The sequence below is a fragment of the Thalassotalea litorea genome (assembly GCF_005843925.1).
In the GTDB taxonomy this organism is placed as follows: Bacteria; Pseudomonadota; Gammaproteobacteria; order Enterobacterales; family Alteromonadaceae; genus Thalassotalea_A; species Thalassotalea_A litorea_A.
Genome location: NZ_VCBC01000016.1, coordinates 40,548 through 62,285, shown reverse-complemented (window position 1 = coordinate 62,285; position 21,738 = coordinate 40,548). Strand labels below are relative to the sequence as shown.

The window sequence follows — 21,738 nt, the reverse complement described above, 5'->3', positions numbered from 1 at the left end:
GACAACGTTAAAACTATAGAAGTAATTTGAAAATCTGCAAAATTGATGGTTTCGATTATATTTTAGGGATCACTTGCAAACCAATGACAGATTTATGACTAAGACTTCTGTTCCACATCCCGCTTCTTTTCGAGATCCTGCTGGTTACGTTTTTATCAAAAACAACCAGGTATATAGGAAAATAAATACTGTGGGGAAGGCTGAATTTGATAGTTTTTATCAGTCAAAATTTTATAAAGAATTGACTTCACGAGGTTGGCTGATACCCCATTTGGATGTTTCTGATGAATTTGAATTAACCGAAGAACAAGCCGTAATCAAACCGCAACCGATACCATATATCAGCTATCCCTATGAATGGTGTTTCTCTCAGCTTAAAGATGCTGCGCTTTTAACGTTAGATATCCAATTGTTGGCACTTGAACATGGTTTTACATTAAAAGATGCAAGTGCGTTTAATATTCAATTTATTAATAGTCGTCCTGTTTTCATCGATACGCTGTCTTTCACTCGTTATGATGAAGGCCCTTGGGTTGCTTATAGACAGTTTTGTCAGCATTTTTTGGCTCCGTTGCTTTTAACACAACAAGTCGATTATCGTTTTAGCCTTTTCAGCCGAAACTTTATCGATGGATTACCTTTGGACTTTGTTAGTAAACTTCTTCCTAAAAAAAGCTGGGTAAATTTTGGAATTCTTTCTCATCTCCATTTACATGCAAAATCACAGCGTCACTTTTCGGATGTACGCAAGTTAAATGGAGCAAGCTCTCGACTTAAATCAGCCAACCTCAATGCCGAAAAATTGACGGCACTAATATCTAACCTGAGAAATACTGTTAATAGACTATTCATGAATGAAACGGAAACTGAATGGGGTGATTACTACCAAGTAAACGATTATAGCTCATCTCAGTCACTGGAAAAAAAGGCGATTGTTGAGGCTTTTTTAAATGAAACTCATACACCTTTATCTTTGATCGCAGACCTAGGTTCTAATAGCGGAGAATTCACTCAACTCTGCGGGCTACACTGTCAACAGGTTGTCGCATTTGATGTGGATTTTAGGGCCATTGAGGCTCTTTATCAGCGTTGTGTTGCCAAACCTGAACTGAATATACTTCCGTTGCTATTCGACTTAACCAACCCGTCACCGGGCATAGGGTGGCATAACCGAGAGCGAGAATCATTCATGCATAGAGCTAAGTTTGATCTGGTAATGGTACTTGCTGTTATTCATCATATGGTTATAGGGAATAATGTTCCGCTGGATGTTTTTATTTCAAGTCTGGCTACAATGACCAAACGTTATTTGATTATCGAGTTCGTAGATAAAAAAGATTCACAGGTACAGCGCATGTTAAGCACTCGTAAAGATATTTTTATAGACTATAATATTTCAACCTTTGAGAAAGCTATTCACAACCATTTTGACGTTGTTAAATCCGCAAAAATTGAGGGTAGCCATCGCAACATTTATTTACTGAAAAAACACCATGCTTAAATTTTAGGATAGTTTTCTTGCAAATGTTGACGTAGCAAATCTTCCGCTTCTTTAGGGGTAAAGTCTTTTCTAGGACAAGGGTATTCAGCCTCTTCTAAATTGGTAGTAGTCATTGTTTGTTCGCTTTCGTCAATCAGATTTAATGTGGCTAAATGTCCGCAATAAATTATCGAGAGTGTGCCCAGTGAATAATAAGGGGGCTCTAAAGATGCAGATACTTTCCAGTTTTGGTTGTTCATTTTGCGTGTGAAACTTGCCCCTGCAATAAATATTGGTTCATGAACTCTATCGGCTTTAAGCAAACTCTGCCCAATCATCCAGGAAGGTTGAGAGATATCTAAATAATCCAATATGGTAGGGGCGATATCTATTCTTTGTGATGGCGTGTTGACCACTCCTGTGACCGCCTTACCTGGAAATCGAATCATTAACGGCAAACTATTTTTAATGCTGTGTCGTAATCCGTGATCACTATTAAAAATGAGCAATGTATTTTCTAGTTGTTGTTGTTTTTCCAAGGCGGAATATATTTGCTTAGCATATTCATCCCATTGATAAATTGCGTTGTTATAATGCTCCATCATCCAACCTTTTGGTTGGCTTTTTGTTCGGGTAAATATTGGCTTTTCGTAAATAAACTTATTGCCATGGGGGCCAAGAAGATGAACGTTTATAAAGAATGGAGGCGGTGTTTTTGAAATTTTATCTAGCAGTGTTTGCATTCTCGGGATATCTGAAAGATGGTCTTCCAAATCATCTGCTTGAGTTACAATTTGAAAGGGATTTTTCCATTTGTTTAAATAGCTTAAATGGTAAAAACGAAATGACAATCGATCCCAGATACTTTCAATAAATTTAGACGTCCCAGGTAGGGCTATATATAACCATCGATTAACCCCTGTTCTCTTATAAATATACCTATCATTAGCATAATTAAAAGACTCATTTAAGTCTAAATCTTCCGCATCAACATAATGCCTGACACTGATATCGATGTTGTAATAGCCTAGATTTTTTAGGATTGCTGGTAAATGTTCAAATCTATCTGGCCCTCTAAATGCATCAGGCCGAAATATCACTTTGGTGTGTGTCGGCAGTTTTCCTGTTAATAATGCACCAATAGAACCCGTGGTTTTTTCAGAATTTGTATAGTGATTTTGAAATATGGCTAATTCGTCTTTTATAGTTTCAAAAAATGGAGTGGTTGATTTTTGGAAACCATATACCGACATCTGCTTAGAATTTACGCCGTCTGCACTGAAAATGATTATGTTTGGTAATTGACGCGTATCTTTATCGCTTTTTACTTCTTGTCGAGGTGTATTTGAAGGTTTTGCGCTTAATATGACTGACATTGAGGACATGATAAAAATAAAAATAAAAGTAAAACTACAAATAAGCTTTTTATAAGCGAATCTATTTACATTTAGACGATCAAACCAATGGTTAAACTTTCGATAAAAATAGATGGCTAATCCGACAAGTATTCCGACATAAAAAACTCTCGAGATAAAGTTGGAGACGGTATACGAAGCAAAGCCAAATAAAATGTAAGTATTATTATCAAGAATTAAAAATACAATAACACTAAATATAAGCACTGGGATAAAAATGAATCTTATATTCTTAATGGAATCAGGGGGAGCTTTGATTAAAAATAAGGGGGATATGAAAATAATTATCACACAATATAGTGCTAGTAATATTATGCTGAGTAAAAAATAAGAATTTAAGAGAACAAAAATCCGCTCATTTAAGGGATAGTAACTGAGAAAAGATGGCTTAGTTAAAAAAAACAACCATTCTAAAGTGATAAGCAGTAAAGATGACATCAAAACTAACCCTATCGCGTTGATGTGCCTATATATAATTTGTGCTTTCAAAATTGATAATCCACTACGCCTAAATAGGGTTTTACCCTATCCAATGATAGGGCGTTTTTGATTAGTTGATAGACTGACTATCAATACACTTATCTTCGTCACTAAATCTAATCTCACTTTTGTAGTGTGTACAAAGTTTTTTGAGCATTCTTCTCCAAGGCGCACTGCCTTGATATTCATTTAAATATGCCCATTTGTGCTGAATGAGATCGACAATAATTAAATCCTTTTGATCAGGTAAAAAAGCAAATTGCCAGTTTTTATAATAGACCGCGCGATGCTGTTTAAAAATAAATTGCTCGTAAGCGTCATTCGTTAAAACAGGTTGTCCATTGGTATCAGCAATGTATGTGTCCATTGTTTCAGAAAATACGTATTTCAGGTTAATTAAGCTTGTATCGATAGATTTTATTGGCACCGACGAATCAACAAATATAAATCGATCTTTATTAAGTTGCGCGCGTGATAATGGTAAAGCTTGACCGTCAATGTTTTTGGGAGGTGGTTCATCCAACGTACGATTAATGCTCGGCACAATATCAATAATGGAATATAATCCTTGATAAAGTGTACTCTGATGGAAACGAGACCCATCCACATATTTTTGATAAGCCAACAATATTTCTGATTGGCTTTGATTTAATACATTTGTACCATGACCAAATGCATCAACGTTCAGAACTTGCTTTTGAGATTCAATCATTGGGGCTAATTTATCATCCTCGAGTCTAAAACTATCCCCGTGATCAGAGATAACGAACACTTCAGCATTGTGTAGATAACCTTTGTGTTTCAATTGCTTCAGCAAGTGATTAAATTGTATATCTAATTGTTCTAACAATGACAAATAAATAAAGTGCCCATAGTTAGCTTTTGACCACATCATAGTTTTTATGGCTTTGAGAATAAAGGTATTGATTTTAGTACAAAATTGTGGCTTTTCTTCATGCTCCTGGCCTCATTTTGTCGCAGTACTCGGTAAGTAATCCGAAGGAAAAGTATTGTGTTTATCTTCACATACTGGTAACTGTAATGACTGGTAATGATTGCAAAGCATGTGCCTTAGTTTAAGTTTCGGAGCCTCCCCGACGTACGTATCGTATAACGACCATTCTTTACGATGTAAATCGATGATGATTAAATCATCCAAGTTTGGCAGATAAGCTAGCTGCCATTGCCTATAGTAAACAGCTCTTTGTTTGAGGTAAGTAAAATCCTGGTAGGCATCAGGGGTCATTACCAAATGCCCGTTAGCGGTGACCTGATAATGATCCATGGAGCGATATAGCAGACTGGTTTCATTAATGGAACTGGTATCGATTGACTTCATTGGTAAGGAGGAATCGACAAATGCAATTTTCTCTTTAGGTTTTTGTGGCTCATCAATCGGAAAAGGCTTGCCTTGCATATTACCAGCGCTAAGGTTTAATTGTTGCAAAATACTAGGCATGATCGCGGTGATTGAAAAAACGCCGTTCACGACTTTTGCCGTGTGGACTGGTTGGCCATTTTTAAACCGGTTATATGCTAGCAATATTCGAGCCTGACTTTGGTCTAGGATGTTAGTCCCGTGTCCCCAAGAGGTCACTCTGAGCTTCAATTCTGGAGATTTGGGAGCTGGCATTATTTTATCACGCTCCAAGCGAAAGCCATCGCCATGATCCGAAAACACATAAACTATGGCGTTGTCTAGATACCCCAGTCGCTGTAATCCACTTATCAAATGGACGAATTGCTGATCCAGTTTTTCCAGTAGTGAAGCATACATAAAGTGTGGGTAGTTATTGTTCCAAAGTTCGGGTTTTACATTGATAAAATCTTTCGAGGTATAAGGCCAGTGGAGCATACACAGATGGACTGCCATAAAGTTGGGTTGCATTGGATCTAATCGATTAATGACTTCGTTGTTAAATAGCTCAGGAGCGTAGGTTTTCCCTTGAGCTCTATTTAGGTAAAGAAATGGGAAGAAATACTTTCCAAAAGATACATTGGTTAGAATATTAATGAGTGGAATATCTGATACTCCAGTAATGAGTTGATCGGCTATACCGATACTTGGACCAACAATCTCATCAAATCCATAATCTTTGTCTATATGGTTAAACCTGCGCTCATCTAGCGCATAGATAGTTTGATAGTTTGCCTTTTTCAATGACTCTAACGGGGCAACATCCTTATTCACTAAGGATGGGTGAGGAATATTGAAGCGGCCGCCATGCTGGTGGGGGTATTGACTGGTGAGTAAGCTTTGCCAGGCAACAAAGGTTCTTGGCAATGTCGTATAAGCCCTATCGTAAATAATTGTTTTATCGAGAAAGTCGTCAAGGTTTGGCATGTAGCTGACAGCCTGATTGCGGGTATTATGCCTGCTGGTATATTGTAGATGGTCCGGGCGTAAACCATCGAGACCAATCAATATGACGTCTGGCTTGTCTTTGTACTTGTCTTCATTTTTCCAAAATATCGGTGGTGTCATTAAAAAGAGAAAAGCGGTTGCAAATACTGCGATCTGTATTTTTTGATTGCGTTGCCATAACCCTTGAAAAAATAGAAATAGCAGGGCGCCCACCACCGGGGTAATAAACCATAATGTCGCCAAAAAACTATGTCTGTAAATACTCAATAAAGACGTAGGATAAATGTAGGAATTGATGGCCAAAACCAATATCCAATGCAACACGACCAAAATCAACCACAATATTGTGCGCTGATTATCACTTTTCATTTTGCGATAAAAACTGGAGCAACTTATGGTAATAATGTAAGCCCATAATACGTGCAAGACCAGAATCACCACAATAAAATATAAAAGGTCAATTACAACTCCTAGCGTCAGGTATTCATCCGCCTTTTCATGGGCAAGTATGTTGAGTAACGAAAGGCGGGGGATAGGCTGCAATGCACTGCGATAGTCGAACACTAAAACCATGGATAAGATCAAAATAGCTATGGAACGATAAAACGTTCGACGTAAGGTCACTTTATTCATCATGCTTAACCTGTATCTCTGTCGTTGGCTGATCTTTGTCCCTATTTGTGCCGCGGTTGTCGCTTTTAGTTTCGCTTTTAGTTTCGGTGTAGGTTAGAGTGAGATTGAGGTTACTTTTCGATTTTGCATTTGTTTTTTCCGCATCGTCTTTAACTATAAAGCTTTGGAAATCGCGAATCAGTGAATTGTTTGGATCCGATTCTGGCCAGTCGCCCACTTGTAGGTAACGATTAGCAGATATGTCCATCGGCAGTTCTTGATCTTGAAGTGCATTTCTTTGGGATAAAGCGGACAGAGAATAAGAGCCGAGTACTCCTGCCAATAACAAGAGAATGACAGTTAAACCGCTCGTCGATAGGACAACTAATTCAATCCGCTTAATCATACTTCTACTTAACCTGACCACATCATGGAGAATCAGCTAAAAAAGTATAGAGGGTAACGCTGTATTGTCGAAAAAAACAACAAAATTGTTTTGAATTTTACAGCTCAAGTGTAAAAACTTACTCGCGTAAGTTTGACATTCGAGTTCTTCACTTCTAATTTAAACGTGTTCTTTCCTGCCATTTATCGTCGCTTTAAGCTCGAGGATGGCTTCAAGACAAAAATGGATGTTGTAAATCAGGGTCGAGGTTATGTTATCAGCCAATCAAACCGGCGCGTTATTGCTGGTTGCCTTTGATGAGGCCTTAGCAAATGATTTTTGTGAAACTGTTAATGTTTCTTGTCAAGTCTTGTCAATTCCGACTATGCAGAGCCTAGAAAATTTTTTAGGTAATCCAAAATCTGTAGTGTATTTAATGAATCACATTAATACAGATCACTTGCACAATATTGAATTTATCACCCAAAAATTTGCAGGAATAGGCGTGGTGGTATTTAGCCAATCCTTGTCTATTCCTCTATTGCAGCATGCTATACACTGTGGTGTAAGGGAGCTTTACTTATACCCACCATCAGAGCTCGAGTTAGAATCTTATTTGTCAGTAATTGGTGAACTCAGGTCTGCAGACGCAAAATATTCTCGCGAATCAACATTGGTGGACATCAGTGCCATACGCTCAAGTAAGTGGGTTCGCTACGGTGCTGTGGTCGAGCTATTGGAGCTCATTGAGAAAAACTTTTCTCATGCTAGCTCACTACAAGACTTTTCTCATGATATACATCTAAGCCAGTCACGACTAAGCCATATGTTTAAAGATGTAACCGGGATGAATTTCAGTCATTATTTAATTTGTCGAAGGCTCGAAGAAGCGGAGCGCATCCTCACGTCGGAGTCAGCAAGCAGCACAACGATTGCTTTTGAATTGGGCTTTTCAAATCCATCGCATTTTTGTCGGGTGTTTAAAGAGCATTTTGGCCTGAGCCCCATGGCTTACTCGGAAGATAATCGTACCATGCAAAATAGCGAAACCTATCTACACTATTTAAGATTGCGGTGTGATTTACTTAACACACTCAATAGTTTATCTGCTGGTAATGTGAATAGTGCGGACAAGGAAAAAGCGATTGAAATTCAATCTACACGACAGTCTAATCGGTCAGTTAAGTGTTAGTCGAAATATGGTTCATTTGTGCTCAGGCTATGTTGTAGTTGGCCTGCTGGCGATTATTCTGTTGATGTTATCGCCCCGTTCATTTGCAAAGCCCTTTCTGCCAAAACTTCACTCGGGGTTTGAGATCCCAGTTCAAGTTCAGAATATTCGTTTGAACGTTAACGTCGATGCCGCCCCGTTAAACTCATTTGTTTATCATGATCGAGATTTGTCGGATCGGGTGTACCCGAAAATATTGCTACGAACATCCCAAAATAGACTTTGGTATCACGGCAATGAATTAACTCAGTCGGGCTTAATGTTGTTAAACATTCTAAAAGATATCGGCTGGTTAGGTGATAATCATTGGGAATCCTTACCCGTTGATCAGGTGAGCAGGGATAGAATACTGACTCAGGGGATTTATTTTCTACTTCAGTCTTCAAGGTTTGATCAAGGGAATATGCATGAAAACCCCGTTAATACCTTGGTGCGATCGTTTAAACTGGATCAGGAACTTGACCTGATTTATCGTGTTCTTCCCCGACAAAAAGGTTTTTGGCAACTTCGAAAACACCTTCACTATTACCAGCAGCTGCAACAATATGACTGGCCTTCTTTGGATCCGGACTTTGTGCCTAAACTTGGCCAACGTCATCAACAAATTGGTCATTTGAGGCACAAGTTAGTTTTGTTGGGAGATTTACCAAGCCAATATCAGACACAAGCACGGTTTGATGTTTTTGATGTCGTGGCAGAAGACGCATTGCAACGCTTTCAAGCCAGACATGGTTTGGTTGCTGATGGCAAACTTGGTCCAGTAACTCACCTAGCGTTAGGCATCTCTCCTAAGCAACGAACACAACAAATTAAGTTTAATTTATTACGTTGGTTTGAGTTACCTCGAAGTTTTAAAGGGCAGTCAGTACATGTCAACATTCCCAGTTATCAACTGCAGTATCGAAACAATGGTCGGACACTAACATCAATGAAGGTGATTGTTGGCAACAAAAATAACCCAACACCCGTACTTTCAACGCAAATAAATCGACTCACGGTTAACCCAACGTGGACGCCAACGCCTAAGATCATCATGGATGATTTGGTAGAAGAGTATAAACAAGATCCTAGCTACCTATCACGTAAAGATTTCCAGCTCGTTAAAGGTTATTGGAAAAATAAAGTTATTAAAGAGATTAACTCTCCTGATTACGATTTGTTAAATTTACCGAATGATTTTCGACTAGTCCAGGCTCCTGGCAGTTTTAATCCGCTAGGAAAGTACCGCTTTAACATGCCAAATGGATATGCAATTTATCTTCATGACACGCCAGGTAAATGGATGTTTCGTAAACCTTACCGAGCCTTGAGCCATGGTTGTATTCGTTTGGAACAGCCTGAATTGCTCGCGGAAATTTTGGTCAGTCAATCTGAAAAATCTGATACTGAACGCGAAATCATTAACCAAGCCAAAAAACAATCTGATACGCGTATGCTTTATCTTGCGAGCCCCGTTCCCGTTTACGTTACCTACCATACTGCCTGGGTTGATGATTCAGGGGAAATGAATTTTAATCAGGATATCTACAATCTCGACAACTACTCTGCTTTGCTCACGCAATTTAAGAACATACTAAGCAATCCAGTGATAACCCTTTCTCAGATTAACCTCTAATCTTTTAACCGTTCAGTAATACACCAAAATGTTGCTGTACTTAATGCAGGGCAAAGGCTGAGTTGTATTTGCCCTGCAAGATTAACAAGTTGGAGTTATTTCATATGAGAAACCTAAACACGTTATTTTCCGATTTTATCGAAGATGAAAGCGGTTTAACTACGGTTGAATACGCGATTGCTGGTGCTCTGGTGGCAGGGACTTTAGTTGTTGCTTTCACAGACCTGGGTGAAGCCGTTAGTGGCACCATTAACTGCTTAACCAGCGCTGTTAATGGTGAGCAAAGCACCGATTGTTCTTCTTAGTAGCGAACAATGGGACAGGCGTAGGGGTGTAAGATGATAGATAAATTTCTGCTTGTGGAAATGATTTCTATTACGCTGATATTTTCGGTCTCGCTGTATTTTGATCTTCGATATCAGCGCATCCCTAATAGCCTGTGTCTTATTGGATTTATCGCGGGTATCGCCGTGCAAACTGGATTTTTAGGGTTAAGTGGCGTCGCTTCGGCGCTTATGGGAGCAGGCCTTGCCTTTGCTTTGTTGTTTCCCTTATTTATGTTTCGCATGATTGGTGCCGGCGATGTGAAATTAATGATTGCCATTGGCGCATTTCTTACGCCGCAAATGCTTGTTTGGTCTCTTTTATATGGCTTGGTATTCGGGCTGGTAAGTTCTGTTGCAATTGCATTGTATCGATTTGGACTCAAGCGCTGCATTGACTTGGTTTTTCACTATGGCAAATGTCTTTGGTATCGAGTCTATATCAAGCCTGAAAATGGTGGCTTGCTTAAAATGCAGGTCCCTTATGCGCCTGCATTGGCCTTCGGCTGGGGCTGGGCCTCATGGCATAGTGAAGATGTTCAATGGTTAGTTTCGTCGTTAAGGTACACTTGGGGAGTATGAGCATGGGATTATTTGGCTTTTCCAAACAAAAAGAGTCTCAAGCTCATCCATCGGGCAACTCAGAAACATTCGAGTCACATGAACAGTCCTCATCAGGCGGTTATAGACATACTGATTCTCAATCTGATTCGACGCCGCCGAATAATCTGAGTGAACAAGATGTGCCACTGCATGAAGCCAAAGAAAAAGATTCTCAACAATCGCAACCTGAGGAAAATGTGGCGAATAAATCCTCGAACGAATCTTCTGAAACGATTGACAATGAATTTTCGGTTTATGCGCCACGTCCTGGGAATATCGAAGAAACCGGTCTAAGCATTAACCTATTACTTGAGCTACTAATTAAACATATCTATCGTGCAGGGGTTATTGACTTGCAACAGTTATCCAAAGATTTATCTCTCTCTGGAAGTATCGTTAAGCTGTTGTTAGATGAAGCTAAACAAAAAACCTGGGTGGAAAATCCATCTTCAGCTGATAATGGTCAGTTTCGCTATACGTTAAGCAATATTGGTGTGCTTGAAGCGGAAAAAGCTTTTTTGAAACGGGGCTACCTGGGGCCGGCTCCAATTCCATTGGAGCAATATCAACGAGTTACACAGATTCAGTCGAATCGAACCCAAGCCCTGACGGAGCAACAAATGCGAGACGGTTTCGCTGATTTAGTTTTCCCGGATGAAGTTATTGGTAGCGTAGGGCCAGCCTTAAATTCCACTAAACCAATCTTGATTTATGGTGGTGCCGGTACCGGTAAAAGCTATTTTTGCAGACATTTAAACCGGTTATTTGGTGAAACAGTACTCATTCCTTATGCTATTGAAATCAACAATGAGATTATACAAGTCTTCGATCCTGAACTGCATCATGTTCAAGAGGCTGCATCAATGTTTAACGACCCAACCATCAGCGCATTGAAAATTGCCGACGGATACGATCCTCGTTGGTTGGCCTGTGAACGTCCTTTATTGGTTACCGGCGGGGAATTGACTTTGTCCATGCTAGAAGTGCAATTCGATAATGCATCACGTTGCTATTTACCGCCGATTCAGCTGAAAGCGAATAACGGAATCTTATTTTTGGATGATTTAGGTCGTCAACGAGTCACTCCTAAAGAGTTATTTAATCGCTGGATCCTACCCTTAGAGGAGCGCCGCGATTTTCTCGCTCTGCAAAATGGTCAGCATTTCGAAATACCCTTTGAATTACTGTTATTGTTTTCTACTAACTTAACGCCCCAAGAATTAATTGATGATGCCTTTTTAAGGCGCCTAGGATATAAAATCCAATTCCAACCCTTATCTCAGAAGTTGTATGAGCAAATATGGTTTATGGAATGTGAGCGTTTCGAGCTTGAATGCGATTCCGACTGTTTTGTCTATTTGATCAATTCTTTACATAAAACAAGAGAAAAACCTTATCTGGCCTGTTACCCAAGGGATATCTTATCCATTGTTCGGGATCAGGTTTTATTTAAAAATTTACCCAATAGAGTGACAAAGGATCTCATTAACTTTGCCTGGCACAGTTACTTTGTCGCGTAACTAGCGAACCCTTTAAGGAATAACCGGAACTTCGCTTCGATTGAATGTTTCTGGAGGTAGTATGAACCGGAACAGTGTGTTGTTTATTCTTCTTTCCGTCGTCTTTGGTGTTGGTGCTGTGTTTATCGCGCGCAACTGGCTGGAGGAAAACCAGCCCAAAGATGTCGGAGCCGATCAGGTGGCCGTGTTAACGGTTAATGTTGAACTACCGACGGGAACCATGCTTGAAGACAAATATTTGTCGATGAAAGTTATTCCTAAAAACTCAGTACCTCAAGGCGCATTTACCGATAAAAAACAGGCGAAAGATATGCTGGTGAAACAGCGTTTATATCCTGGAGATATTGTACGCGAACAACGTCTTGTGAAAAAAGGCGAAGGAAGCAGCCTAGCGAGTCTAATTGGCAAAAATAAGCGAGCGATTACACTTCGCGTTAATGATGTGGTCGGGGTTGCAGGTTTTTTGCTACCCGGTAACAAAGTTGATGTTCTCAATACATTTGGACAAGGAGGTCGTCCTACCACGCAGGTGGTTTTATCGAATGTAAAAATATTGGCGATAGATCAACGAGCTTCTAATGACGAAAATAAACCTCAAGTTGTAAGAGCAGTAACTTTGGAACTTGGTTTGAATCAGGCGGAGACTTTATTGAATTCACGTAAGAGAGGTTCTATTCAATTAGCATTGAGAAATCCTAATGATGAAACGAATTCAATTATTTTGGCAGAGAAAGATAATCAATTGCAGGGGCAAGATGCGAAGTCTTCAGCGAGTGATGAGGTAAGCAAGGATGAACAAACTGAGCAGGTAAGTCTGGCAAAGACCTCGACTCAGTCAAATTCTTCTCAAGAGGTTGCAGCAAGTGCGCCTCGTCGTTCCGCTTACTCCAATAATAAAGTTGAAGTGATCCGTGGTGTACAACAACAAACCGTTCAGGTTAAAAACTAAGAGGTGTGTGATGAAAGCAGTAGCTCATCGTAGCAAATATGCGAATTTAAGGTCCATCGTCATCTCAGTGATGTTTCTAATCGCAAATATTGGTGCATCGGTTCAGGCGGGCGGGAGCCTCGAACAACCGGATCCGACCATTAAAATTCCGATTCATAAATCCAAAAATGTCGCAATGGTTCAAAGCGTTCATCGGGTTTCCATTGCTAACCCAAAGATCGCGGATATTTTGATTATCCGTAAAGATGAGATTTACATTGTCGGCAAAAAACTAGGTTCTACCAATGTCATGGTGTGGGATGAAAAAGATCAAATCATCGAAATTTATAATCTGGAAGTAACCCATGATTTAGCAACGTTACGAGAGCGCTTTCATCGTTATCTGCCTGAAGAGACTATCGGCATTGAATCTTCTCAAGGGCACTTGGTACTAAGTGGTGAAGCGTCATCGACAGAGAAAATGACAATGGCAGTAAGGCTTGCCGAGGGATATGCCAAGGCTGCAGGAGGCAATAAAAGTAACTCGCAGGTATTGAATATGATGTCCGTTGGCGGCGGTCATCAGGTCATGCTGGAAGTAACGGTTGCTGAAGTACAAAGTGAAGTTGCCCGACGTCTGGATAGTAAAATGTTATTAGCAGTAGACGGCAATGATGGCACGATAGGTATCACATCAGGGTCGGATTTCTTAAATTCATTAGGCTTAACGCAGGGGATTGATAGGGGGTTGTTTGGCTCTTACCTTGATGGTGATCTGTTATTAAACTTCGCGTTAGATATTGCTAAGCAAAATGGTCTAGCAAAAATTTTGGCCGAGCCGAATATTACCGCCTTAAGTGGCCAGCAAGCGGATTTTCTCTCCGGTGGTGAGTTTCCTATTCCAGTACCAAATCGTGATGGCATCACCATTCAGTATCGAGATTTTGGCGTTGGCGTAAGCTTTGTACCAACCATTCTCGATTCGGGAAAAATCAACCTTAATCTGGAGGTATTAGTAAGCGAACTGAGCTCTACGAATACGGTGGCGATTTCTCCAGATGAAACCAATTCGAACTTGGTCATTCCTTCCATTATTAAACGCACGACCTCGACAACGGTTGAACTTGGAGACGGACAAACCATCGCCATTGGTGGGTTGATCAGTGACAATTTTCGCGAAAGCGTAAATAAAATTCCTGGCTTGGGAGATATTCCCGTACTAGGACAGTTGTTCCGAAGCCAGGAATTTATCAAAGGTCAGTCTGAATTGGTCATTATGGTGACGCCGCGATTAGTGCGTCCGTTTAATCGAGACGGCGTCCCATTGCCAACCGATGGTTTTGTCGAGCCTGGCGATATGGATTTTTATTTATTGGGGCGCACATCCAGTCGTCCATTGAATGAAACCAATGAGGCTAATCCTAATGCATCCTCTTCTTCAGATAGCAACAATAGCCAGCTGATGTTGGATGATGGTGGCACCCAGGCAACCTATGGACACGAAATTTCAACCGAAGAATTCCAGGAGTAATTATGAAAGCTTTATTAAGAGCAAGTCGAACAACATTACTGACGGGGTTTGTGCTGTTGAGTGGTTGTAGTGTTGGCCCTGAGTATGAGTATCGTCTGTCTGGCCATTACGATGATTTATGGGAACGCCAAATTCTCGACCCCGCAGCACCGGTAACGAATGCGGGGATTGTAAATACCTTAAATGGGGAAGTGGCGACTAATGTGATGACGGGTTATGAGAAAAGCGTGTATGCGCCAACTACTGCACGAAAAGGCACCGGCAGTTTTAGTGGGAAAAGTGGTAGTGGTTCGGGGAAAAACTAATAACCATTCATAACGCACCGATAACAGCGTTGTAGGGAGGTTTGATATGAATTACCGAAATAAGCATAAAGGCAATATTATTGTGCTGGCAACCATATCCTTGCTGGCCATATTAGCAGTGAGCGCTTTGGCACTCGATGGCGGACATTTGCTATTGAATAAGTCTCGATTGCAAAACCTGGCCGATGCCGCTGCTCTGTCTGCGGCGAAAAGTCGCGATCGGGGTGGTACATTTGCTCAGGCCCGGGCAGAAGCAGTAACGATCTTAACCAATAATTTGACGCATTCGGAAAACAGAGAATTGCAAGAATCAATCCCTTTGGATATCGTCAATACAAGTGCGGCGCAAGTAACGTCTCTGATTAATATCGAATTTTCTGTCCGTCCGGATCCGTTTAATGCGGTAGAAACCAACGAGGCACTTTATGCCAAAGTCACCATTGAAAATGTCGGTTTAACCAGCTTCTTGGCACAGATATTTGGTTATGATAAAGGGGTCTCATCAACGGCGCTGGCAGGGCCCAGTACGGATTTAACCAGCGACAACTGTACTCAGGATTTAGTGCCATTATTAATTTGCGGTGATAAGACTATCCCCCGTTCTGATAATGGTGCTTATGGGTTTTCCTGGGGTGACCACACGGTAATGAAAATTGGTTCAAATACCGAATCGAAAGTCGGTTCCGGAAATTTTCAACTCGTTCGCTTACCCGGCATGAGCGGTAAAAATGATGTACGCGATGGATTAGCCAATGGTGCAAGCTTTTGCCTTGAAGAATTGGATATTGATTCGTTTGAAACAGAGCCTGGAGATGCCGTGGGTCCAACCGAAGCCCTTGATGCCAGATTTACAGGGTCAGCACAGGGCAATAAGGAGACCATGGCGGAAGATTGGAATACCTGTCAGGGGCCGCCTATTGCTTACGATGATTCCCGTCCGAATCTATTGGAGTCGGGATATTTAGCCAAGGCTTACCGGTATGCTGATTACCTTACCGATACCGAGGAGACCTCTTGCTCGGTCCCGGGAAACCTTGACGTTTCCAAAGCTGGGCGCTTGCCTGATAGAAGGATGTTTAATGTTGTTGTCGTTGAGTGCGATAGCGAAGCTAATGGGCATAAGGTGTTAAGCGTTATCGATTTTATGTGCGTATTTCTTACTCAGCAGGTGCCATCGAATTCAGGCGGTCAAGATAAAGAGCAAAGCGGTGGTAATGGCCAGAAAAGCTATGCCGTTGGCGAGGTGGTTCGAGTCTGTCCTTTTCAGGGCGATACCGATGATAATGACTCCGGCTTACCGGGCAGCGATCCAAATAGCTCCGGTGCATACCGGATTGTTTTATACCACGTTCCCGATAGCAAGGATTCGTGAGTATGACCATGCAACATTCTAAAACGCAAAGCCGACACATGCAGCGACGCTCCAAAGTCTTTGGATTGGCAACTATAGAACTCACCTTGGTTTTGCCGATTCTGTTGTTGTTAGTGTTTACCGTCGCCGAATTTGGTCGTTTGTTGTATCAATATAATGCGCTAACGAAAACGGTTCGCGATGCTTCCCGATATTTGGATATTTACGCAACCCCCGGTGTATCCGATGTGATTGATATTAGCAACACCTTAAGGACCGAGGTTGACAACCTTGTCTATTATGGGGCGACGACTAACACCGGCAATGAAATTCTACCTGGACTTGCCAACAGCACAACCAATGTATCTGTTTCCGGGCAATTTATCACCTTAAGTGTCAGCTATAATTTTCAGCCCATATTTAGCACCATTATTCCGGATTTTGGTTATGGTGGAGGCTTTAATCTTAGTTTTCCACTTGTCGTTAGTTATACATTAAAGGCGCAGAGCGGTGGCATTAGATAATCTAAAGAAAAAGTCGCAACGAGGCATATACATCGTGGAATTTAGTCTGGTGGCCGTGGTGTTTTTGTTAGTCCTTATTCTGGTTATTGAAGTCGGAAGACTTATTTATACCTGGAATGCGCTTACCGAAGTGACTCGTCGAGGGGCTCGACTGGCCACAGTTTGCAGCCCTCTTACCGATAGCAGTGATGCAAATACAGTCAGTCAGCAAGACGCTATTGGAGATTTAGCCACCTTTTCCGGGTTCAACCTGTTACCCAATTTAACTCGGAGCAATATTGTTATCACATACTTAGATGCAAGTGGCACATCCACTACGAATGCTAACAATGTTGCTTCGATACAGACCCAAATAATTAATTACCAGCACAATCTGGTGATCCCCTTTGTCAGTATCACGATAGATTCACCAACACTGGTGACTGGGATCCCCCGGGAAAGTTTAGGCTTTACCCGCACTGGTATCACAAGTTGTTAATGAGGGAATGAAACGGTGCGAGAAAGTCTATATCAAGTCACCCCTAAGACTAATGAATACGCCGATGAGGATTCTGAGGTTGCTATGAATTTGTCGATCTTACTCGAATGTTTATTGATTTGCAGTGATGAACAGTTTCGTCAGGAAATAATGCAGTTTTTGACTCAGTTTAACAATATCAATATTTCCACTACTGTTTCATTGTCTCAAGCGGAACCAGGGCAAGGTTTGATCATTGTCGCATACCGAAATGATAGTCAGTTTGTATTTGAGCAATTGGAAAAACTAAGCGGTCTCAACAAACCCATAATTCTAATCGGTGATGATTTGCCTCCGGATTTATTGCGCTATGCGATTCAATTGCAGATCCGCGATGTTGTTCCTGCAGCAACGTTCAAAAGCGAGCTAACTGAAGCCATAAAGAGTATTAGTTCTCAACTTGAGTCGCAAATCAGTCTGGCGCCAATTGTCAGTGTATTAAACTGCAAAGGCGGAAGTGGAGCAACATTTATTACCCATGCATTGGCGGATGTGTTGTGTCAGCAAAGTAATATGGAAGTGGTGTTGTTTGACGGAGATTTTCAACATGCAACCTTGTCGAAAATGCTCTGTTCTAATGCGACATATTTTCTCGATGATGCAATTAGTGAACAAGAAAGCCTGGATGCTGTAGCTGTGCAAAATATGCTGACGAAAAAAGGCAGTTTGCGGGTATTACCGGTAAAGCCATTTTCTCACCTTACTTTGCAACAGCAAGAATACGCGGCCAATCTAACGAAATTGCTTGCCAAAATTCAGCGCGGCTACGGTCTGATTTTAGCGGATTTATCTCGAGGGATTGAAGCGGTAAATTTACCGTTGATCGAAGCGTCTCAAGATATCCTCCTGGTGATTCAGGCAGATATCATCAGTGTTCGGGAAGCCCAGAACGTACTAAATTTTCTTCATGGAAATTTGGGTAAATCAAAGCGTAATGTGGTCTTAGTCGTTAATCGTTTTGATGAGAAAAAATCCCCGATCTCGTTAAAAGAGATCCAGCAAACCCTTGGTATTGAGCGTATCCAGGTGATTCGAAACAACTTTTCTGTCGCCAGTGAATGCAATGATCTGGGCCGCAACATTGTCCAGGTCGAGGGCGGTCGGCGTTTGGTGGAAGATTTAACTCAGTTAGTCGCAGGATTATCCGCTATCGAATTGCAGGGCAACAATGATGAATCGGGATTCTGGTCCCGTATGTTTCAAAAAATGTATAAAGGTTAGATTATGAATCCGTTACAACCGAGTAATGAATATGCGGTATTAAATTCTCAGGATCAGGAAACTAAGCAACAAACTTATGCAAAAATCGTAAAGATGCTGGATTTGTCCGTTCTCGAAACTCTCGAAGAGCAGCAAGCTGAAGTTCAAATTAAAGAATTGTGCCAGCAATTGCTCAACGATGTTCCCAGGCCATTAAATGTGCATGCCCGAGAGAAAATCACACAATTAATCATTGATGAGATCCTTGGTCTGGGGCCATTGGAGACCTTGCTCGCCGACCCATCTATCTCCGATATCCTGGTGAATAATCACGATAATATCTTCATTGAGCGTCATGGGAAACTCGAACGGGTTCCTGTGTCATTTTATGATGACAAACATCTATTAAATATCATTGATCGCATTGTTTCTCGCGTTGGCAGGAGAATCGACGAATCCTCACCTATGGTTGATGCGCGACTTGAAGATGGGTCACGGATCAATGCCATCATTCCGCCTCTGGCGCTAGACGGTCCATGCCTTTCAATTCGTCGTTTTACCGTTGAAAAATTAAATGCAGCTCAGTTGATTGACTACGGCACTATGAGCCAAGACATGGGAGCCTTTATCAAGGCCATCGTTCTCGGAAAGTTGAATGTACTGATTTCAGGCGGTACGGGTAGCGGTAAAACCACCTTATTAAACATTTTATCCGGCTATATACCAGAAGATGAACGCATTATTACTATTGAAGACTCGGCCGAACTGCAATTGCAACAACCTCATACGGTGCGTCTTGAAACGCGAGTTGCAAATATTGAGGGGAAGGGAGAGGTAAAGCAACGAGAGTTAGTGATTAATAGCCTAAGGATGCGACCAGATAGAATTGTCGTTGGTGAGGTTCGCGGTGCTGAAGCCATAGATATGCTGGCGGCGATGAATACAGGGCACGAAGGTAGCCTGACAACATTACATGCCAACAACCCAAGAGATTCATTATCACGGATGGAAAACATGGTTTGCATGTCAGGGTTTGATATGCCCGTCGTGAATATTCGTTCGCAAATTGCTTCTGCAATTGATGTGGTTGTGCAATTACAACGTCATGAAGATGGCAAGCGTCGTATCGTCAGCATTCAAGAAATCAACGGTATGGAAGGGGATATCATTACCATGTCGGAAATTTTTAAATTTGAACGTCGGGGGCGAGATGAAGACGGTAATGTACTTGGCGGATACAAAGCAACAGGTGTGATCCCCAACTTCAACGGCCATTTGCAGGCCAGGGGCATCGTACTACCTAATTCAATTTATGGTGCGGATTTTGAGCTGGCAAGACTGTAAGGTCAAAGGTGTATTCCATTTCATGCCAGCAAACAGTGGTAAGTCTCCAGGAGCACAAGAATGAGTAATGAAGTAATTTTTCTATTGTTAATATTTGCCACGGTAATATTTTTGTCGCAGTCATTATTGGTTTCTGTGTATAACCCGAAAAGAGCGAAAACTAAGGAACTGCGAAAGCACTTAATTGAATTGTCAGAAAATCAAGAGTTTCAGCACTCAGATTTAATTCTCGATAATAAAATTAATAAACTTCCCTTTCTGTTTCGAGCAATGGAAGAGTGGGGGTTTATTAAAAACTTAACCTATAAGCTGGAATTGGCGGATTATAAATACTTGGGTCATCAGTATTTTTTTCTGGCAATCATTTCTGCATTGGCCATATCACCCTTAGTTTGGTATTTAACGAGAGACGTACTGTATGTTTTTATTGTTTTTGCAGTGGTTTTTTCACTATTTATCATCAAACTAAATCGCGATATAGGTAAGAGGCTAGAAAAAATTGAAGAAGAGTTTCCTGAAGCACTGGATGTGCTAAAACGTGGTTTACAAGCCGGTTATGCGTTTTCGGAATCGCTCAAACTGGTGTGTGATGAAACCCAAGGAGAATTAACGAAAGAATTCAATTATCTGTTTCACCTGATTAATTACGGTACTGACATTAAAACAGCATTATTGCTGTTTGTGCAACGGGTTCCTATTACTTCAGCAATGGCTTTCGCCAGTGCAATCAGTATTCAAAAAGAAACCGGTGGTAATCTTGCTGAAAAAGTAGAGACTTTGGCACGAGTTATTCGTCAGCGTTTCGCCTTTAAGCGACGCGTAAGGACATTGTCTGCTGAAGGTCGTATGTCAGCCTGGATTCTCGTGTTGACGCCATTTGCTTTATTCGCGGTACTTTATATAAGTTCACCCAAATATCTGACTTTACTGACTAGCAGTGAAGACGGTGTCTCACTACTTAAATGGGGTGCTTTGGCAATGCTAATCGGTATTGCTTGGATTAACCGTTTGATTCAACTAGATGTCTAGGAGGTCTTGTGGAGTATATAAATAGTCTGATTTACAGCCTTTTTGAAAACCCAGCGGCATCTCAATGGGTTGTTATTGGGCTTGCTGCCGCTACGGGTATCACATTAGCGTTGGCGATGAGTTATTTGTTGTCTGGGTTACTTTCGCCCGCGAAAGCGGAATTAAAGAAAATACAAAGCGAAGGTGTGGGTTTTGAGGAAAATGCTGGATTTGGTCAGTCTTTAGAACATGGCTTAAACAAAGTCCCATTTATCAAAAGCTCCTTTGCAGGGGATAGTGAAGCCAAACGTTTATTGATTCATGCAGGGTTTCATTCTGAGAGCGCCCTTAAAATATATAATGCTCTAAAGTTATTGTTGTTGTTAATTAGTGCGGGGATTTGCACCGTTGTGTTAAGACTACTTCCCGATTTGTCACTGATGTGGACGGTTTATTTACTCGCGCTTATTGTTGGTGTCGCCTATTTACTTCCTGGGACGATCTTGACTTATCTAGCGGATAAAAGAATGCAGGGATTACGCAAGCATTTTCCGGATGCTCTCGATTTACTGGTGGTCTGCTGTGAGTCAGGGCTTGGTTTAATGGAATCATTTCAACGGGTTAGTAATGAGTTGAAAGTTGCACACCCAGTATTGTCTCATGAGCTTAACTTGGTGTGCAGTAAGGTCCGGGTTGGTTACTCCTTACAAGAAGCACTGCATGAGTTTTCAGAGCGCACTGGTCTAGAAGATATTCGCGGCCTTAATTCCGTGATCGTACAGAGCTTGAAATTGGGTACTGGGATTGCCAGCACCTTAAGAATTTACGCGGAAGAATATCGTGATAAACGAATCCAGGAAGCTGAGGAAAAAGCCGCAAAGTTGGCTGTAAAGATGGTTTTCCCTATGATTTTCTGTATCTGGCCTGCATTTTTTATCGTTGCGGTAGGTCCTGCAATCTTAAAAGTCTTGTCAGTTTGGGATGTCGCGTTTTAAGAGGCT

20 protein-coding genes are annotated in these 21,738 nt (G+C 41.3%); 16 read left to right on the top strand and 4 right to left on the bottom strand.

Features of this window, described 5'->3' with window-relative positions:
* Positions 1-94 precede the first annotated feature (94 nt).
* Positions 95-1,501: a class I SAM-dependent methyltransferase gene (locus FE810_RS14715; protein ID WP_138321006.1), complete on the top strand. Its 1,407-nt coding sequence runs from the start codon at positions 95-97 to the stop codon at positions 1,499-1,501.
* Here FE810_RS14715 and FE810_RS14710 read toward each other — a convergent pair.
* From FE810_RS14710 to FE810_RS14695, 4 genes are all read right to left on the bottom strand, one after another.
* Positions 1,498-3,384: a sulfatase-like hydrolase/transferase gene (locus tag FE810_RS14710; RefSeq protein ID WP_138321004.1), complete on the bottom strand. Its 1,887-nt coding sequence runs from the start codon at positions 3,382-3,384 to the stop codon at positions 1,498-1,500. The two genes, FE810_RS14715 and FE810_RS14710, sit on opposite strands and share 4 nt — an antisense overlap.
* Before the next feature lie 61 nt (positions 3,385-3,445).
* Entirely contained in the window at positions 3,446-4,270 is an 825-nt protein-coding gene (locus FE810_RS14705; protein ID WP_138321002.1) for an alkaline phosphatase family protein, read from the bottom strand.
* A gap of 72 nt (positions 4,271-4,342) precedes the next feature.
* The gene (locus tag FE810_RS14700; protein WP_138321000.1) at positions 4,343-6,376 is read right to left on the bottom strand and encodes a sulfatase-like hydrolase/transferase; all 2,034 of its coding nucleotides are present in this window, start codon (positions 6,374-6,376) and stop codon (positions 4,343-4,345) included.
* Positions 6,366-6,758, bottom strand: coding sequence for a hypothetical protein (locus FE810_RS14695; RefSeq protein ID WP_138320998.1), 393 nt, complete (start codon positions 6,756-6,758; stop codon positions 6,366-6,368). The genes FE810_RS14700 and FE810_RS14695 overlap by 11 nt, the downstream gene beginning before the upstream one ends.
* 250 nt (positions 6,759-7,008) lie before the next feature.
* Between FE810_RS14695 and FE810_RS14690 the strand changes: the two genes are divergently transcribed.
* From FE810_RS14690 to FE810_RS14620, 15 genes are all read left to right on the top strand, one after another.
* The gene (locus FE810_RS14690) at positions 7,009-7,929 is read left to right on the top strand and encodes a helix-turn-helix domain-containing protein (RefSeq protein WP_138320996.1); all 921 of its coding nucleotides are present in this window, start codon (positions 7,009-7,011) and stop codon (positions 7,927-7,929) included.
* Positions 7,883-9,583: a L,D-transpeptidase family protein gene (locus FE810_RS14685; protein ID WP_138320994.1), complete on the top strand. Its 1,701-nt coding sequence runs from the start codon at positions 7,883-7,885 to the stop codon at positions 9,581-9,583. The genes FE810_RS14690 and FE810_RS14685 overlap by 47 nt, the downstream gene beginning before the upstream one ends.
* A 104-nt stretch (positions 9,584-9,687) precedes the next feature.
* On the top strand, positions 9,688-9,888 hold the full coding sequence (locus FE810_RS14680; RefSeq protein WP_138320992.1) for a Flp family type IVb pilin: 201 nt from the start codon (positions 9,688-9,690) through the stop codon (positions 9,886-9,888).
* Between the two features lie 33 nt (positions 9,889-9,921).
* On the top strand, positions 9,922-10,488 hold the full coding sequence (locus FE810_RS14675) for an A24 family peptidase (protein WP_138320990.1): 567 nt from the start codon (positions 9,922-9,924) through the stop codon (positions 10,486-10,488).
* 2 nt (positions 10,489-10,490) lie between these two features.
* Positions 10,491-12,029 (top strand): DUF8689 domain-containing protein, encoded by a 1,539-nt coding sequence (locus tag FE810_RS14670; protein WP_246037070.1) that lies wholly within the window; start codon positions 10,491-10,493, stop codon positions 12,027-12,029.
* Positions 12,030-12,090: 61 nt separating this feature from the next.
* Positions 12,091-12,978, top strand: coding sequence for a Flp pilus assembly protein CpaB (gene cpaB / locus FE810_RS14665; RefSeq protein WP_138320987.1), 888 nt, complete (start codon positions 12,091-12,093; stop codon positions 12,976-12,978).
* A gap of 10 nt (positions 12,979-12,988) precedes the next feature.
* On the top strand, positions 12,989-14,488 hold the full coding sequence (locus FE810_RS14660) for a type II and III secretion system protein family protein (RefSeq protein ID WP_138320985.1): 1,500 nt from the start codon (positions 12,989-12,991) through the stop codon (positions 14,486-14,488).
* A gap of 2 nt (positions 14,489-14,490) precedes the next feature.
* Entirely contained in the window at positions 14,491-14,793 is a 303-nt protein-coding gene (locus tag FE810_RS14655) for a hypothetical protein (RefSeq protein WP_138320983.1), read from the top strand.
* Positions 14,794-14,839: 46 nt separating this feature from the next.
* Entirely contained in the window at positions 14,840-16,165 is a 1,326-nt protein-coding gene (locus FE810_RS14650) for a Tad domain-containing protein (RefSeq protein ID WP_138320981.1), read from the top strand.
* Positions 16,166-16,167: 2 nt separating this feature from the next.
* The gene (locus tag FE810_RS14645; RefSeq protein ID WP_246037069.1) at positions 16,168-16,668 is read left to right on the top strand and encodes a TadE/TadG family type IV pilus assembly protein; all 501 of its coding nucleotides are present in this window, start codon (positions 16,168-16,170) and stop codon (positions 16,666-16,668) included.
* Positions 16,655-17,146: a TadE/TadG family type IV pilus assembly protein gene (locus FE810_RS14640; protein ID WP_138320979.1), complete on the top strand. Its 492-nt coding sequence runs from the start codon at positions 16,655-16,657 to the stop codon at positions 17,144-17,146. Before FE810_RS14645 ends, FE810_RS14640 begins: the two co-directional genes overlap by 14 nt.
* A gap of 15 nt (positions 17,147-17,161) precedes the next feature.
* Positions 17,162-18,406, top strand: a complete 1,245-nt coding sequence (locus FE810_RS14635) for a CpaE/TadZ family protein (RefSeq protein ID WP_138320977.1) — start codon at positions 17,162-17,164, stop codon at positions 18,404-18,406.
* Between the two features lie 3 nt (positions 18,407-18,409).
* Positions 18,410-19,729: a TadA family conjugal transfer-associated ATPase gene (locus tag FE810_RS14630; protein ID WP_138320975.1), complete on the top strand. Its 1,320-nt coding sequence runs from the start codon at positions 18,410-18,412 to the stop codon at positions 19,727-19,729.
* A gap of 60 nt (positions 19,730-19,789) precedes the next feature.
* A complete protein-coding gene (locus FE810_RS14625; RefSeq protein ID WP_138320973.1) occupies positions 19,790-20,758 on the top strand; it encodes a type II secretion system F family protein in 969 nt (322 codons plus the stop codon).
* Positions 20,759-20,766: 8 nt separating this feature from the next.
* The gene (locus tag FE810_RS14620; protein WP_138320971.1) at positions 20,767-21,732 is read left to right on the top strand and encodes a type II secretion system F family protein; all 966 of its coding nucleotides are present in this window, start codon (positions 20,767-20,769) and stop codon (positions 21,730-21,732) included.
* The last annotated feature ends 6 nt before the right edge of the window (positions 21,733-21,738 follow it).

Coding starts and splice junctions, on each gene's coding strand:
- FE810_RS14715 (WP_138321006.1), top strand. CDS start 95: ATGACTAAGACTTCTGTTCCACATCCCGCTTCTTTTCGAGATCCTGCT.
- FE810_RS14705 (WP_138321002.1), bottom strand. CDS start 4,270: ATGATGTGGTCAAAAGCTAACTATGGGCACTTTATTTATTTGTCATTG.
- FE810_RS14700 (WP_138321000.1), bottom strand. CDS start 6,376: ATGATGAATAAAGTGACCTTACGTCGAACGTTTTATCGTTCCATAGCT.
- FE810_RS14695 (WP_138320998.1), bottom strand. CDS start 6,758: ATGATTAAGCGGATTGAATTAGTTGTCCTATCGACGAGCGGTTTAACT.
- FE810_RS14690 (WP_138320996.1), top strand. CDS start 7,009: ATGTTATCAGCCAATCAAACCGGCGCGTTATTGCTGGTTGCCTTTGAT.
- FE810_RS14680 (WP_138320992.1), top strand. CDS start 9,688: ATGAGAAACCTAAACACGTTATTTTCCGATTTTATCGAAGATGAAAGC.
- FE810_RS14675 (WP_138320990.1), top strand. CDS start 9,922: ATGATAGATAAATTTCTGCTTGTGGAAATGATTTCTATTACGCTGATA.
- FE810_RS14670 (WP_246037070.1), top strand. CDS start 10,491: ATGGGATTATTTGGCTTTTCCAAACAAAAAGAGTCTCAAGCTCATCCA.
- cpaB (WP_138320987.1), top strand. CDS start 12,091: ATGAACCGGAACAGTGTGTTGTTTATTCTTCTTTCCGTCGTCTTTGGT.
- FE810_RS14660 (WP_138320985.1), top strand. CDS start 12,989: ATGAAAGCAGTAGCTCATCGTAGCAAATATGCGAATTTAAGGTCCATC.
- FE810_RS14655 (WP_138320983.1), top strand. CDS start 14,491: ATGAAAGCTTTATTAAGAGCAAGTCGAACAACATTACTGACGGGGTTT.
- FE810_RS14650 (WP_138320981.1), top strand. CDS start 14,840: ATGAATTACCGAAATAAGCATAAAGGCAATATTATTGTGCTGGCAACC.
- FE810_RS14645 (WP_246037069.1), top strand. CDS start 16,168: ATGACCATGCAACATTCTAAAACGCAAAGCCGACACATGCAGCGACGC.
- FE810_RS14630 (WP_138320975.1), top strand. CDS start 18,410: ATGAATCCGTTACAACCGAGTAATGAATATGCGGTATTAAATTCTCAG.
- FE810_RS14625 (WP_138320973.1), top strand. CDS start 19,790: ATGAGTAATGAAGTAATTTTTCTATTGTTAATATTTGCCACGGTAATA.